The following is a 15,619-nucleotide window of genomic DNA, read 5'->3' as shown; positions in this document are numbered from 1 at the left end:
TCAAAGTGAATGAATACCAATGTCGCTCCGGTCTGATGTGACACTACCCGACAAAGTAACGAACAAACCCCAACGTGTGGGGTTATGTTTTTGTGCTGCGCTTACTCATTCACTCATTGGCAGTAAAGACGCACTAGCCATGCTTTGCGAATCATGCTTTACGAACCATGGCATAGCGAATGAGTGCGCCGCTAGTAAGGGCATCCTTAGCGAGAGCCCATACTAGTCGATAAGATTAAAGCTCGTTACTCGGCGTGAACTCAATGCTTGGCCATTGTTCGTTGGCTTCACCCAAATGCTTAGGAATGTCTTCTTTCCACGCTTTGTACACGTCAGGGTTTTTGTTTACATACAAGGTGCCATCAACGATTTCAAAAGCTTTGCCGTCGATGTCGAATTTTTTACCGAAGGTAGCACCAAAGGCACAGAAACCGCCATATGCAGGAGCATATTTATCTGGGTTGCCATTAAATGCATCTCGGTTCGCAGCACTGCTAAAACGATAAATGGCATCATTATGCACAGCAGTATATTCCGCTTTACCTAGCACAGGTTTGTTTTGCGTAAAGTAAGCAACGGCGTCATGACCGGCTAAAATAACGTCGTTGCTATCGGTTTGGGTATCAACGCCGGCGAAACTGAAGCTTGATACCGTAATGGCAACAGCAGTAAAGAGTGATTTAAGGGTAAATAGTTTTTTCATTTTTATGTCCTCGGTTTAGATGTTCAAAAATTGAAGCAGTCAACGAGGAATAGTGTAAACAGTGGTGAGTATTGCCACTATGTCTATAAAACCAGAGGTTATGTCACAACGTCTATGGATGTATTAAATCAGTTATTCGCGACCTTTAAAGTCTCTGCAAACGTCTTCCACAACGGGCAATACTGTGGCAGTTGGGCCATCAATACCTCGGGCACACATTACATGAACTTTCATGTTGTCAGCCACGGCACGTGTTTTTTGACCTTGCCTAGCGTTAAACGTGAGAGTGAACATGTAGGTGATAAACACAGCGAATGCGACCAAAAGCAAAACACCGTTATCGAATTGGTACAGGGCGATGTCGTGTTGTTCCCCCGCGATAGCGAGCACGTCATCAGTGGCGATTTAGGATCGTCGGCAGTGGTCAATACCGCGGCTTCTCAGAACTATGCAAGTGGCATCCATCCCAGTGCTACCGGGTTAGTCTGTGGTTATTTCAGCCATCACCATCCGCTTGTCGCTAGTGTTACAAACCATTTACCCAGCGTTATCATCATAAAACACCAAACAGTCAGCACCAGTGCGTCGGGGTTAAACTACTTACTTGATGCCCTGCTAGATGAATCAAAGCAGCCTACTAAAGGCTCAGCTCTAATTATGGGGCGCATAGCCGAGGCGATTCTAGCCATCATTTTTCGGGAACATTTGCCAGCGGACAATGGCGTGCTTGCGGCCACGGCTCACCCAAAACTGGGAGCCGCTATGGCAGCTATTCACAGGGAGCCTGACAAAAAATGGACCGTGGAAATGCTCGCCCAGCAGTGCTTTATGTCGCGAGCGGGTTTTAACGAATTATTCAAGTCTGTGCTGCACCAATCCCCGATGGAATATGTTACGCAGTGGCGTTTAGGCCTAGCCTACAGGATGTTAGCCGATGAAAACGTGACGACCTTGCATGCGGCGCTTGCTAGTGGCTACGAAAATGAGTCGTCATTTTCAAAAGCGTTCAAGCGGGTACTTGGTGTTAGCCCCGGTGCGGTACGGGCTTTAAGTGAACAGCAGTAGCATAAAATGGAAGCAAAACGGTTGGCGTGTCATTCCCAACCGTTTTAATAGGCGCGTGCAATTTAATAGGCACATGCAATGTTAAATAACAAAGCCTTTACTGAGTGCTTGTTTTGTCATCGCCACTAATGCGGCTGGCAATAGCGCCTTCTTGGTTTTTGTATTTGGCATCAACACGCGCGTTATAGGGCTTTTCTGCAAAATCTGACATCACTTCAAAGCTCAGCGCACCTATTTTCATGCCTGGCTTTAAGGCCAAGGGCAATTTACCGCTGTTGAAAAACTCTAGCACTATGTTGCCTGACCAACCGGGATCAATGCGATGCGCCGTAACATGCACCATCAGCCCCAACCGCGCCAGTGACGAGCGACCATCTAACCAACCAACAATATTGCCGGGCAAGGTCACTGACTCTAGTGTCACTGCGAGCGCTAACTCACCTGGGTGTAAATAGAATGACTTGTCCTGCCCAACGCTGATTTCATCACTCATCACAGTGTTTAGTGCTTCTTGAACCTGCGCCTTAGGGCCGCTTAAATCAATGTATGGCGCTTGGTGCTCAGTGAACACACGAAATTTGTTGCCTAATCGAATGTCGACGGTTACGCCACTGATCTCAGCATAATCAGGCTCAGGGGTAATCGATATCTTGCCTTCTTGAAGATGGGTCAGAATGTCTTTGTCGCACAAACGCATAATGTTTAACTCAGTAAATAGGTTTTGGGTATTTGGCCAATCATAAAAGATGACAGCCGCTTAGCCGCGCAATTATGCGTAGCTAAGAGGCTATGTTCAACGTTTTTAAATATTTTGTATGCGCAAGTCCATCAAACCATTCATATAAAGCTGTTTTGAAACAGCTGCTGCACATTTTAGGTAGGTGTGGCTTAGGGGGTCGTTTGGCTCTGCCACCAACAAAGGCGTACCTTCATCGGTATGTTGACGAATTTTAATGTTTAATGGTAATTGACCGAGTAAAGGCACCTTATTACGCTTGGCCAATTCCACTCCGCCGTCTTGAGCAAAGATATGCTCTTGATGACCGCACTTGGGGCAAATGTACAAGCTCATGTTTTCAATTAAGCCCAGCACCGGCACATCGACCTTATTAAACATCGCAATGCCTTTACTGGCATCTGCTATCGCTAAATCTTGTGGGGTGGTCACGATCACCGCAGCACTGACTGGCATTTGTTGAGCGAGCGTTAATTGAATGTCCCCCGTGCCCGGCGGCATATCAACAATTAAGTAATCTAACGCTGACCAGTCGGTTTCACGCAATAATTGTTGAAGGGCTTTACTGGCCATCGGCCCTCGCCACACTGTCGCGTTCTCAGCTGGCACAAAATAACCAATAGAGCTTGCAACCAAGCCGTGGGCCGCAAAGGGTATTATGGTTTTATCATCTCGAGAGGCAGGCGTTGAATCGGTATTTCCCAACATGATTGGGATTGAAGGGCCATAAATGTCAGCATCTAATAACCCCACTTTTGCCCCTTGTGCCATCAATGCATAGGCGATGTTCACACTGGTGGTCGACTTACCCACCCCGCCTTTACCTGAAGCAACGGCAATAATGTTTTTAATGTTAGGGACTTTAGCTACTTTCGTGGGCGATGCTTGAATGTCTGTTTCGATGACTATGTTCTTTATAGGTAGCTTTTGCTCGTCCGCTACTTTTTTAATACGCGCTACTAGCACATCATGAAGTGCTGCGGCAGCAAAAGGTAAAGTGATGAGAACATCTTCACCGGAGACCGTCACCCATGTACCGACGTGCTTATCAGTGAGTTCGAATTGCGCCGCGAGTTGCTTTGAAACCAATGACTGACGTTTTTGCTCTGGTGTTGACCGGCTAAATAACATGACACTCCTACTTAATAACGATGATTTTGGCCCTAGGTAGCTATTAGCTAATGCAATGGCGGCTTATTTTCGATACCATTTGCGGCCTTTTTAATTAAACGAAGAAACCGAAATAAACATGTCGTCACAACCACGTAAAATTCTTGTTACCAGCGCCCTTCCCTATGCAAATGGCTCCATTCACTTGGGTCACCTTTTAGAGCATATCCAAACGGATATCTGGACGCGTTTTCAACGAATGTGTGGCCACGAAATATACAGTGTATGTGCCGACGATGCACATGGTACGCCCGTTATGCTCAAAGCCCAAGAGCTAGGTATTACGCCAGAGGAAATGGTGGCGCGTACCCGTGAAGAGCATCATCAAGATTTGCTCGACTTCTTCGTAGAATATGACAACTACCACGTTACCCACAGTGACGAAAACAAAGAGCTGTCTGAACTGATTTACAACCGCTTAAACGATGCGGGATATATTTCAAAGCGCACTATCAGCCAGTTGTTTGACCCTGAAAAGAACATGTTTTTGCCGGATCGCTTTGTAAAAGGCACTTGCCCTAGCTGTGGTGCTGAAGATCAAAACGGCGATAGCTGTGATAACTGCGGTGCGACTTACGACCCCACAGAAATGAAGAACCCACGCTCAGTGGTTTCAGGCGCGACGCCGGTTTTAAAAGACTCAGAGCATTTCTTCTTCGACTTACCGCAATTTTCAGACATGCTGCAAAACTGGCTGAAAAGCGATGCCTTGCAAAGCGAAATCAGCAACAAGCTTGAAGAATGGTTTGAAAAAGGCCTACAACAGTGGGATATCAGTCGCGACGCACCTTACTTCGGGTTTGAAATTCCCGGTGCACCCAACAAATTCTTTTATGTATGGGTTGATGCACCCGTCGGTTACATGGCGAGCTTTAAAAACTTGTGTGACCGCAGCGGCATTAACTTCGATGAATACTGGGGCGCTGACTCTGACGCTGAGCTATACCATTTTATCGGTAAAGACATTACCTATTTTCACTGTCTATTCTGGCCAGCCATGCTTGAAGGCGCCGGTTTCAGAAAGCCTACGGGCGTTAACGTGCACGGTTTTGTCACCGTTAACGGTGCCAAAATGTCTAAGTCTAAAGGTACTTTTATTAAGGGCCGGACTTATTTAGAACATTTAAACCCCGAGTATCTGCGTTATTACTTCGCCTCTAAACTGGGCGCGAACGTGACAGATATCGACCTTAACTTTGAAGATTTCGCACAGAAAGTCAATTCAGACTTAGTAGGAAAAGTCGTTAACATCGCCAGTCGTTGTGCCAGCTTTATCACCAAGCGTTTCGACGGCAAGCTGTCAGACAACGTGCTTGAGCCTGCGTTAGTAGCTGAATTTCAACATGCACAAGCGAGCATCGCCCAAGCATTTGAAGAGCGCCAATATCACAAAGCCATTCGCGAAATTATGGCACTAGCGGACAAAGCTAATCAGTTCATTGATGCCAACGCCCCTTGGGTCACCATCAAAGATGAAAGCAAACAAGCCTTCACTCACGATGTATGTTCATTGGGTATAAACTTGTTCCGCCTGTTAATGGTGTATTTAAAACCCGTTGTGCCCAAGTTAGCCGAGCAAGCCGAAGCCTTCTTGAACGATGACTTAAGCTGGAGCAGCGCCCAAAGTGTACTAACTGGCCATGAAATCAATAAATTCAAAGCATTAATGCAACGAGTAGATATGGACAAGGTGAACGCCATGGTGGATGACTCAAAAGAAAACCTAGCACCGACGGTAACGCTAGACCCAAACAGCCCGTTGGCGAAAGACCCTATCAGTGACACCATCGAGTTTGATGACTTCGCTAAAATAGACCTGCGTATTGCTAAAATAGTGGTCGCTGAGCACGTCGAAAAAGCGGACAAGTTATTGCGTTTAGAGCTTGATTTAGGCGGTGAGACCCGCCAAGTATTCGCAGGCATTAAATCTGCTTACCAACCAGAAGATTTGGTGGGTAAGTTAACGGTTATGGTGGCAAACCTAGCGCCGCGTAAAATGCGGTTTGGCATGTCTGAAGGCATGGTGCTAGCAGCAGGTCCTGGCGGCAAAGACTTGTGGATCATGGAGCCACACGAAGGCGCACAACCTGGCATGAAAGTGAAGTAACACCTTCCTTCAGCCAATTAACTAAATAGCCAATAAGCCCGCTTAGGACAACTCCTAAGTGGGCTTTTTTATGTGTGCAACACCTGCTCGCTGATGTCAGCTTTGCGGCTTTTCACTGTTAACATTACCTGCACGAATACTCGCCCCTACCGCACTGAATTTTGGCTTAAGCTGCCATTTAGGCTTGATGGGCGACAAAGGCACCGTGCGCTTTTTCGCGACGATAACGTACATGCTAGCCAACTGAGGTAAAAACCGCTTGCACCAACGGGTGATGATATTATTCGGTTTAGTGATAAAAAATTTTGAGTACGGCCGGTAAGTAACTTGAGTCACTTCAAACCCCAATAAATGCAACCAGTCTTTAATACGCGGGACGCTAAAAAAACGCGCTTCTTGCAAAATACTCTGGCGGTTAAACCAGACTAACTTTCGCAAGCCAGTTAAGCTGAGCGGGTTAAAGCCCACAATCACCAAATCGCCATCAGGCATAATGGCTCTGTCTACTTCCCGTAAAATTTGATGAGGGTCTTGGGCAAAGTCCAATTCATGGGCTAATACAAACCCGTCTACACTGCTTTCTTTTAACGCCATGTCGCGAGACAACGAGCGCATGCCAGCCGACTCATGCTCTTTTGCAACCATGTTGACACAATGCTTAATTGAGCACTTACTTAAAGTTAACTCACTGCTTAAATTACCCACCTTAACCAAGTGGTAACCAAAAAACTGTTGAGTGATGATATCGAGTTCGCTTTCTACAATGGCTTTACGCTCTGCCCCATTGGGTAGCGTCGACCATGAGCGGGGGTAACGTGGTTTTTTGTCAAGTAACGCTGGCTTCATCAATACAATACAAACCTATTTTTACCGAAAATGTAGCAACATATTACACATTTAGTAGTCAACATATTGCAGACTAGTACATGCACATGGATTTTGAATATGTATAATGTCGGATTACTTTACACCTGTTTCATTATTGTTGTCACTGGAGATTATTATGTCATCCCTGAAAATAAGACCAATTAAAGCATTCGAGGATAATTATATTTGGTGCCTAATCAACGGTGAAACCTGCACAGTGGTTGACCCAGGTGACGCTAAACCCGTCATTAAATTCTGCAGCCGCAACAATTTAACGTTAACAGACATACTGATCACCCATCATCATAGCGACCACACAGGTGGTGTAAATGACTTGCTACAAGCCTTCGAAAACGTCAACGTTTATGGCCCACAAAACCCACAAATCCAATCGATTACTCAGCGCTTACAGGCTGGCGACACCGTTCAACTACCATCACTAGATGTTGAATTTAAGGTACTAGAAGTGCCCGGCCATACGCTTGATCATATTGCGTATGTAGGTTCATGCGGATTATTCTGTGGTGATACGCTCTTTTCTGCTGGTTGTGGCAGACTGTTCGAAGGAACGCCACAGCAGATGTATCAATCTTTAGGGCAACTAACGGCTTTGGCTGACGACACGAAAGTGTACTGTACACACGAATATACCTTAGCCAATATTAAATTTGCTCAAGCTGCTGAACCAAATAATGAAGCACTATTGAACTATAAAGGTTGGGCAGAATCTCAAAGGGTTGATTTAAAACCTACCTTGCCCTCAACAATAGGCCAGCAAAAAGCGATTAATCCGTTTTTGCGCGCGAGTAGCAAGGAAGTCATACAACATGCTGAGCATTACGCCGGTAGAACACTCGCAACACCTGAATCAGTGTTTACTGCGCTTCGTGCATGGAAAGATAATTTTTAAAACAGAATAAACATAAAAGGAACGCCTAGTGCGCTTACATACCCTACTATGCCTATCGCTAGTGTCTATTTTACCGGCCTGTCAGATGATGGAGCCTCATTCAGACATAGCTGAACAGATAGACCAAGAGCACGAAATAGCGCAAGAAATTGCCACGACATGTGGACAATCCGGTGAGTTAGCTGATCAGGCATTCGACTGTGAAGCGGCGGATGAAGGTATTATACCTGTCACCCACCCAGAAGAAGAGGTCGAGGTCACAATTGAACCAGAGCCCATCCCGCAAGACGTTGCTGCAGTCGACGTATGGCAATACGTGGGTCAACACCTCGCTTTGGACTTTGAAGACAACAAACGCATTGCTAGTCAACGCAACTGGTACCTAAAACACCCTAGCTACATGCAACGTGTTGCAAAGCGCGCTAAGCCATTTTTGTACCTGATTGTAGAGCGCCTTGAAAGTGAAAATATGCCTATGGAACTAGCGCTTTTACCCATAGTAGAAAGCGCCTTTGACCCTTTCGCCTATTCACATGGCCGCGCTGCGGGTATGTGGCAATTCGTACCGGCAACGGGCAAACGTTTTGGCATGAAGCAAACATGGTGGTATGACGGACGCCGTGATGTCATGGCGTCAACTGATGGCGCAATCGCTTACTTGAAGTACTTGAATGAAATGTTCGACGGCAACTGGCTACACGCCCTTGCAGCTTACAACAGCGGTGAAGGCCGTGTTATGCGCGCCATTAAAAAGAATAAAAAAGCGGGTAAAAGCACAGAATACTGGGCCCTAGATTTGCCCAGAGAGACCCGCGCTTACGTCCCCAAATTATTGGCCTTGGCAGACATACTTAGAAACGCAGAAACTTATGCGTTCAAATGGCCTGTTATCGAAAATATCAAAGTGACTGAAGAAGTCGATGTCGGCTCGCAAATTGATTTGGCCCTTGCTGCTGATATGGCAGGTCTTACGGTTGAAGAGCTGCATGCCTTAAACCCAGGTTATAATCGCTGGGCTACCGACCCCGAAGGGCCGTTTAAGCTACTTGTGCCAGTGGATAAAGCAGATACCTTTAGCGACGCTATTGCGGCAACCGAAACCAAAGAGCGTTTAAACTGGGTTCGCCACAAAATTAAGAGCGGCGACAGTCTGTTGAAACTAGCGCACAAATATCACACCACCACAGACATAATTAGCCAAGTAAATGAGTTAAAAGGCAATGTGATCCGCGCTGGGGAATACTTGGTTATACCTGTGGCATTAAAATCACTGGACTTTTATTCACTCTCTCAAGAGCAGCGCTTAGCGGATACGCAGTCTAAGCACAAAAGCGGGACGTATCAGGTCAAGCACAGAGTCAAAAATGGCGACACCATGTGGGACATCAGTCGTAAATATAAAGTCAACATGCGCAGCTTAGCCAAGTGGAATGGTATGGCCCCTACAGACATGTTGCGCCCAGGTAAAGAGCTAGTGGTATGGCTAAAAGGCAAGGACAGCAAAAAACACAGTGATGCGGTAATACGCACCCTCACCTACACTGTGCGCGGCGGTGACTCATTGGCCAGAATCGCGCAAAAATTTAAGGTCAATGTGTCAGACTTGGTCGCATGGAATCAAATAAGTACCCAAAAATACCTACAACCAGGCCAGAAGCTTAAAATCAAAGTGGATGTCACTCGCACCTAAGTGCGAGTGGTTTACTTAATCAAGAGAAGCTAGCTCTTTTGGTTTCTCTTGACCCGAGTTCTCTTGGGTCAAGGTATTTGCCCCTCTTTTTCATTAGCCAGCCTTTCTTGTTTAACCAATCTTTCCTTTTGCTAAATGCCCCTTTAGCCAAGCCCCTGCAACCCTAAAGGACCGTTATCGGATGCCTAGCTAGGAAAGTGCTTAGCTAATAAAGGGCTTGGCCAAGAGAGTGCCCGGGCAAAAAAGCGCCCTGCGAACTAGCGCGCTGCCGCTCGATACATAAACTCAATCCGATTGCCGCTAGGCTCATACACCATCATATGCTTGTTCGGCCCATTACCCGCTTGCTCAGGCGCAAACTCTATCTTTACCTGCTTGTCTTGCAAGAAAGTGTCATGCAGCGCATTCAAGGTTGCCTCACTGCTGACTCTAAGTGCCAAGTGATGCAACCCAACATTATTTTTGCGATCAAATGCCACAGCCGCACTAGGGTCAGTCACGCGCCACAACGTAATAACAACACTGTTATTTGATAGAAACACAGATGGGTACTTTTCATCACGGCTCAGTACATGAAACCCTGCATACTGGGTAAAAAATCGCTCTGATGCCTGCAAGTCACTCACCGCTAGCCCGACGTGATCAACGCCTTGAACGCTTTGTTCTTGCGCTTGTATCTGCTTGGGTGCCTGTGCATGCACTAACGTGGTTGCTGAAAACATTACGCCCAGCCCAACCGATAATAAAAATCGCTTCATTAATACTCTTCTCTTCGGATAGTTAATATTCAAATGAACAGAACGGGATGCTCAATACTATCTTTCATCGATACATGACTTCCGCTGACTTAGTTACGCCTTTTATTTCACGCCTATTGCTCCCTAGAAGGGCTCATTACACCAGCCAGTTCAAAAGTACCATAACGCTTATTTGTGATAATTCCGTCATAAAACCAGAGAGAAACAGTGCGGCCTTTTTATTCTGCATGTCCAAGTAAGCTTCATTTTATGAGTGAATGTGTAAGTGGCACTTTATGAGTGAATGCGTAAGTGTTGCTAAAAAATGGCGAGCGTGCATTTCAAGCCAATCGGACTCAACACCGGCGCGTATTATCAATCATAAGATTAGGCAGAGAAGTCGGGAAACGAACAAAATGCAACAAGCAACCGATGACAGAATGTAAGGCTGGCCCAAATTGCATGGGCCCTACTTTCTTTAACAGCATCACTATTACTTGGGTTCACAAAAAAGGGAGATCTATTCTGTGAGGGGATCGCCAGTGCTTTGCTAAACGATGAGTAATAGCTTGCTAAAATGTGAAGCGAAACAGAGCAAACTCTTAGCAGCCCCATTTGAGTTACTTGTTGTATTGGTGTAACACAAATAGGGAATAGATTATTAACTAGACTTAAAATCCGAGCTTAAAACATCAAGCTCTTTAAGTTTACTCTCAAGTTTGTCCACCTTTTTCATTGTTATGATGGCAAAAGTAAACGCTGACATACCCATTGACATGCCTATGATCCCAAATATAAATCCTAAATCTTCCATAATGTTATTCCTCTATGACATTGCGCATTAATGAAAATGAAACTCTAACCCTCTTTGGTAATATAACGCTTAGTTAAACAGAAAACACGAAGTGCTTTGGCCGAGGGCCAGCGAGTGATTTTCTGATTGAGCTTTTTGTATGAATTAAATTCAAAACTGCCACCACTTTGCATGAAAATATAAAGAAAATATAAAAAATATAAAAAAAAATATAAAGACACCCATGATAAAAATGGTCAATTTTCAGGGCTGAACTAGACTTAATTTGTGTTTCATTCTGTCAGTAGATGGATTATGCCTCAACCTCGAAAAAGCCAAATTAGTTTAGTCGATACCCCTTATTTTATTCACAACATCCATGTCGTTCACTTCTTCGAAGCCAGCTAAAGCTGTTCAAATTTTATTCCCGATAAATTTGTCATTGCGTTTCCCGGTGTGTACGGCGTTCTTTCTTGTGTGGTACGGCAGCCGCGCTGTTGATAAATACTCTGGCCAGAGTTACGAGCATCGTCGAGCTTGGGTAGAGGAGCGTTTATTGTTTTTATCTACGGTATTCGCCATAGATAGCGGCTACCGTATTTATGCTTATGCGGTTATGAATAATCAGTAAAAATGTCGGGAACATTTTACAACAGCTTTAGCTGGCCCGAAGGGCGTAAGGCAGGATGCCTAAAGTAGACGCACGTGGTGCTATGTGTGGATAAAACGATGGCTGCTCATTGGGCTAACGATGAAGTGTTGAGGCGTTATCACAAGCTGCACAGAGGTACATTGCTGACTCAGAAATTTATGAATGGCGATGCGCTAAGCCAAGGCGAGCTAATCACTTTTGATGAGACCGTTGAAACCTACCGAAAACGCCTTTACGACATGAGTTGATTAATGCGTGACTTGAATGAATATATTGCTCGCGAAGCTAACAAAGAGGATGGTTGCACCGGTCGTTTTTATTCGCCGCCATCCTTGGCGCTCTCCCTGCGGGCCAGCTAAAGCTGTTCTAATTTACTCCTGATAAATTAGTGGGAGGGTCGATTTAAATCACAAGCCCTGTTAGATGAGAGTGCCCTTCTAGCGTGTATGGCCTATGTGGATTTAAATCCTATTCGTGCAAAAATGGCAAAAACACCCGAAACGTCAAAACACACCAGTATCAAAAAGCGCATTCACGCCATTAAAAACCAACAACCACAACCGAGTGCTTTAATGCCGTTTGTAGGTAATCCTCGTGAAAATATGCCCAGAGGTATCGCATATTCGCTCAAAGACTATTGTGAATTGGTCGACACGACAGGCCGATGCATTCGAGATGATAAGGCCGGTCATATTGATAACACTCACAGCCCTATTCTACAAAGATTAGACTTAGATGCTGCTCAATGGTTAACCTTAACCACTGAGTTCGAAAAACACTTCTGCTACGCAGCCGGTGCGGAGCAAATGATGAATGCATTTAAACGCCATACCCATCATCAACGTTTGCGAGGAATGACCAAAGCGAGAGAGTTGTTAAGGCGCGCTTAAAACGACTGCAACTAATCAATTTCGAATGTTACATCCCCTGCAAACCCTGTAGCCTACTACTTTGCCTAAAAATTGACCTTACGCGCAGTTTCCTTCCTCTACGCTCACTTTTCCAGTAATAATCCCCAACGATTTAGACCAAAAGTACTTTGACGCCTGTTGAGGGGTATTTTCCGTTCTAAGCAGGAGAGTTTTTTACACGGTTCTTAAGATGGCTGTCTATTTAAGTATTGTTACCTGGAAATTACGATGGGTGTCTATTTAATTGTCCCAGCCAACTGTTAGGCGTCAATTTAATGCGATTGTTATATGCTACCTTTCAACGCCTTTTAATGCGTTAACCAATTTTTCGTGAGAGCTAGCAGACCAAGTAAATTTATAATACTTGGCACTTTGAAGAAATTCGATTACTTGAACTGCGAGCTCTTTATTTAATTCTCGTTGATAAATTAAATCATCACTAATGGTTAGTAAGATAATTTCGTCGATTTTTTTTATTGTCTCAAAACTACTTTCGTTAAAAGCGATTTTTCTGATTTTCCACAGTTGATATAGAAATACGATCTCATTTAACACAACTTCTTGTTTTTCAAGTGTATCAATTTGATATTGCTTTTCCTCAATAGATTTGGCTGAAAGCTAATTAAAGAAATTAATAAAAAAAGAATAATGTATTTCACCTAAACCTCGGTAGCCTATAACGCTTTGAATCTGGGGCGAATGCGAGCGCTTTGGCCGAAGGCCAGCGAGTATTTGTCCCAGTGAGTTTACGAACGACATTATTCACTTGTTATATGTACTTTGTTAAATTAATTTCTTTGGTTCTGCTGCAAACCACATTATGAAGCTACAACCCTTACATGATAACAATGATGCACTGTCATTTGCCCAATCTAAATTGAGAAAAGTCATACCAGCAGTATTTAATTGAGCACTTCCCAATTCGAAATGACTATGACCGCAGTGAATACATTTAGCCTTTACACCATTAATTTGATACTCATCAGAATTAACAGCGTTCATTGCGCCTTTAAGGCCTTTGCCCAGTTTAGAAATTAATGACATTTAAAACCCCAATGTACATATAACGTTTCGAACTAACGAATCCCCTCATAATTATGAGCAGAAACAATAATATAGACACGCATAGCGCCATTTGATCTAATAAATTTCGCCAAAAACCAACCAGATAACAACACCATGCGTGATATTCATATCTTACACGATTTGCTTAAAAAGCAATGCCCTAATCTACATGCCAAACGTCTTTCCTCTTTGATGGTTGCCACCCAATCTTTGCTAGATGGTCAGCAACTGTCGTTGACCGAATTGGGACGAAATATCTCAGGATCAGTGGCCCCGAAACACAACATTAAACGCATCGACAGGCTGCTTGGTAATAACAACCTACATAATGAACGGCTCGACATCTATCGTTGGCACGCTCGCTTGCTTTGCGGTGCTAACCCCATGCCCGTTGTCCTTGTGGATTGGTCTGATGTGCGTGAGCAGCTCAGGCATTTAACCTTACGTGCATCGGTCAGTGTTCAGGGGCGCTCTGTCACGCTTTATGAGCGCGTATTTTCATTCGGTGAATACAATTCACCTGTTAGTCATAATCCGTTTTTACGGGAGTTGGCGAGTATCCTGCCGTCGGGTTGTTGCCCGTTGATTGTGACCGATGCAGGCTATCGTAACCCTTGGTTTCGTGAAGTCGAAAAGCATGGATGGTTCTGGCTAGGCCGAGTGCGCGGTGATGTGGGATTTAAGCGTGATGGGCAAGCATCATGGCAAAGTAATAAGTCGTTTTATCCCAGTGCAAATTCTCGGGCCAAATACCTTGGGTGTGGGCAATTAGGGCGTAAAAGCCCGCTTCATGCACACCTGCATTTGTACAAAGCAAAGGCCAAACATCGAAAGGACAACCGTTCTTCAAAGGCAGGGCGAAACCACACCGCCCAGCAAAGCTATCGTGCGGGTAGCAAAGAGCCTTGGCTACTCGCCACTAATCTTCCCGAGAACGATAAACTTAACTCAAAACAGCTGGTTTCCCTTTATGCAAGACGGATGCAAATAGAAGAAACCTTCCGCGATATTAAAAGCCCTCAATACGGAATGGGACTGCGCCACAGCAACAGTCGCTGTACCAAACGATTCGACATATTACTGCTGATAGCGATGCTCGCAGAATGGCTATTACGGCTACTCGGTATCATCGCCGTGAAGCAAAACTGGGAAAGAGCATTTCAAGCAAACACCATCCGTCATCGGCGCGTGTTATCCATTATTAGGCTAGGCAGAGAAGTCAGGAAAAGGGCAAAAGATTACAGGATGAACTCAGCTCAAATGACATGGGCTATCGCCCAATATATTACCTGGGTTCACAAAGAAGGAAGACCAATTCTATGAGGGGATCCCCCAGCGTTTCGAATAGGCGGCGCGCGCTGTTTGCGCGTCAGCCCTAATTTGTTTGTTATAAATCATTTTTCTTAATAGGTTTAACATTAACTGATTGTTTATTTAAACTTAATATATTTTGCTCTCCCGAAAATAATATGAATCGCCCTTGAGAGCCAGAAGCTAAATACGCATAAGAATAAGGCGTAAATTGCAGATTGGTTATTAATGTAATTTTAGATGGTACGTGCCTGAACCAACCATCACCAACCTCTTTGATATATGGTGTTACAGTAAAACGATCGTTCGTCCACTGTACCGAAAATTGGAACATATCGGGTAACCTATGCTCTGATAGTAATTTTTTATCGACAACAACATCTTTGTGACGAGTTACGATGGAATATTCAAATATGCCTTTACTCGGAGCATACTCCACTTGTACTCGAGCAGAAAGCTCTTGCTTTTCATCTTGAATTGCAAAAGCAACAAAAGGAAAATAATTAAATGAACTTGAGGTTTCTCTAATATCCATCATTAATTTCACATTACAGCTTTTCGTACATTCAGGAATATAAGCGTTATATGAAATCTGGTCTGCTGGAGCTTGAAATGGAATAGGAATTAATACGTTCTCTGGTGCCTGTGTGGCACCTCGTCTCTCAGTCGCATTACATCCTGAAATCAGAATAATTAATATCCCTATTATAAAATTACGCACCAAATCTCCTTAATGATTTATAACAATATTAATAGCCTGAAAAGTTCCGTGATTGCATCCGCATATTAAACACGGAAGTTTTCCGCCTTTCTCCATCTGTCTTTGTTAGCATACACTGTAACTTGTTGTACAGGTTAAAATTTTTCCATCTTTATGTTTTTTGGTTGTGGAAACATGGAAA

The 15,619-nt window shown here is 44.4% G+C and carries 13 protein-coding genes and 1 pseudogene; 6 read left to right on the top strand and 8 right to left on the bottom strand.

Annotation, left to right across the window (positions count from 1 at the left end; genetic code table 11):
- Nucleotides 1-235: 235 nt before the first annotated feature.
- The gene (locus AC0VYA_RS09475) at nucleotides 236-703 is read right to left on the bottom strand and encodes a YHS domain-containing (seleno)protein (RefSeq protein WP_473480233.1); all 468 of its coding nucleotides are present in this window, start codon (nucleotides 701-703) and stop codon (nucleotides 236-238) included.
- Between the two features lie 114 nt (nucleotides 704-817).
- Here AC0VYA_RS09475 and AC0VYA_RS09470 point away from each other — a divergent pair, with 114 nt between their 5' ends.
- A complete protein-coding gene (locus tag AC0VYA_RS09470; RefSeq protein ID WP_475490835.1) occupies nucleotides 818-1,768 on the top strand; it encodes an AraC family transcriptional regulator in 951 nt (316 codons plus the stop codon).
- Nucleotides 1,769-1,865: 97 nt separating this feature from the next.
- Here the strand turns inward: AC0VYA_RS09470 and dcd are convergent, their stop codons facing one another.
- Both dcd and apbC read right to left on the bottom strand, forming a co-directional pair.
- Nucleotides 1,866-2,465: a dCTP deaminase gene (gene dcd / locus AC0VYA_RS09465; protein WP_011574715.1), complete on the bottom strand. Its 600-nt coding sequence runs from the start codon at nucleotides 2,463-2,465 to the stop codon at nucleotides 1,866-1,868.
- A gap of 105 nt (nucleotides 2,466-2,570) precedes the next feature.
- A complete protein-coding gene (gene apbC, locus AC0VYA_RS09460) occupies nucleotides 2,571-3,635 on the bottom strand; it encodes an iron-sulfur cluster carrier protein ApbC (protein ID WP_475490834.1) in 1,065 nt (354 codons plus the stop codon).
- A 118-nt stretch (nucleotides 3,636-3,753) separates the two neighbouring features.
- Here apbC and metG point away from each other — a divergent pair, with 118 nt between their 5' ends.
- Nucleotides 3,754-5,781: a methionine--tRNA ligase gene (gene metG, locus AC0VYA_RS09455; RefSeq protein WP_475490833.1), complete on the top strand. Its 2,028-nt coding sequence runs from the start codon at nucleotides 3,754-3,756 to the stop codon at nucleotides 5,779-5,781.
- Between the two features lie 96 nt (nucleotides 5,782-5,877).
- On the opposite strand, the gene AC0VYA_RS09450 is transcribed toward metG, so the two are convergent.
- Nucleotides 5,878-6,627, bottom strand: a complete 750-nt coding sequence (locus tag AC0VYA_RS09450; protein ID WP_475490832.1) for a methyltransferase domain-containing protein — start codon at nucleotides 6,625-6,627, stop codon at nucleotides 5,878-5,880.
- A 157-nt stretch (nucleotides 6,628-6,784) separates the two neighbouring features.
- On the opposite strand from AC0VYA_RS09450, the gene gloB reads away from it, so the two are divergent.
- Together gloB and AC0VYA_RS09440 are read left to right on the top strand one after the other, a co-directional pair.
- Entirely contained in the window at nucleotides 6,785-7,558 is a 774-nt protein-coding gene (gene gloB, locus AC0VYA_RS09445) for a hydroxyacylglutathione hydrolase (RefSeq protein ID WP_011574711.1), read from the top strand.
- 28 nt (nucleotides 7,559-7,586) lie between these two features.
- Nucleotides 7,587-9,248 (top strand): LysM peptidoglycan-binding domain-containing protein, encoded by a 1,662-nt coding sequence (locus AC0VYA_RS09440; protein WP_475490831.1) that lies wholly within the window; start codon nucleotides 7,587-7,589, stop codon nucleotides 9,246-9,248.
- A gap of 257 nt (nucleotides 9,249-9,505) precedes the next feature.
- Here the strand turns inward: AC0VYA_RS09440 and AC0VYA_RS09435 are convergent, their stop codons facing one another.
- Together AC0VYA_RS09435 and AC0VYA_RS09430 are read right to left on the bottom strand one after the other, a co-directional pair.
- Nucleotides 9,506-10,006, bottom strand: a complete 501-nt coding sequence (locus AC0VYA_RS09435) for a VOC family protein (protein ID WP_475490830.1) — start codon at nucleotides 10,004-10,006, stop codon at nucleotides 9,506-9,508.
- 640 nt (nucleotides 10,007-10,646) lie between these two features.
- Nucleotides 10,647-10,799: a hypothetical protein gene (locus tag AC0VYA_RS09430; protein WP_198136264.1), complete on the bottom strand. Its 153-nt coding sequence runs from the start codon at nucleotides 10,797-10,799 to the stop codon at nucleotides 10,647-10,649.
- Between the two features lie 294 nt (nucleotides 10,800-11,093).
- Here AC0VYA_RS09430 and AC0VYA_RS09425 point away from each other — a divergent pair.
- Nucleotides 11,094-12,320 (top strand): annotated as a pseudogene (locus AC0VYA_RS09425) (transposase).
- A gap of 804 nt (nucleotides 12,321-13,124) precedes the next feature.
- Here AC0VYA_RS09425 and AC0VYA_RS09420 read toward each other — a convergent pair.
- A complete protein-coding gene (locus AC0VYA_RS09420; protein ID WP_011575428.1) occupies nucleotides 13,125-13,385 on the bottom strand; it encodes a hypothetical protein in 261 nt (86 codons plus the stop codon).
- A 135-nt stretch (nucleotides 13,386-13,520) separates the two neighbouring features.
- Here AC0VYA_RS09420 and AC0VYA_RS09415 point away from each other — a divergent pair, with 135 nt between their 5' ends.
- Nucleotides 13,521-14,729: an IS4-like element ISPat1 family transposase gene (locus tag AC0VYA_RS09415; RefSeq protein ID WP_475488912.1), complete on the top strand. Its 1,209-nt coding sequence runs from the start codon at nucleotides 13,521-13,523 to the stop codon at nucleotides 14,727-14,729.
- 64 nt (nucleotides 14,730-14,793) lie between these two features.
- On the opposite strand, the gene AC0VYA_RS09410 is transcribed toward AC0VYA_RS09415, so the two are convergent.
- The gene (locus AC0VYA_RS09410) at nucleotides 14,794-15,438 is read right to left on the bottom strand and encodes a hypothetical protein (protein ID WP_475490829.1); all 645 of its coding nucleotides are present in this window, start codon (nucleotides 15,436-15,438) and stop codon (nucleotides 14,794-14,796) included.
- Nucleotides 15,439-15,619: the final 181 nt, after the last annotated feature.

It is taken from the genome of Paraglaciecola sp. QJM3NY_14 (genome assembly GCF_056173245.1).
Note: the sequence above shows the minus strand (reverse complement) of the source record. Positions and strands in the feature narration are given on the sequence as shown.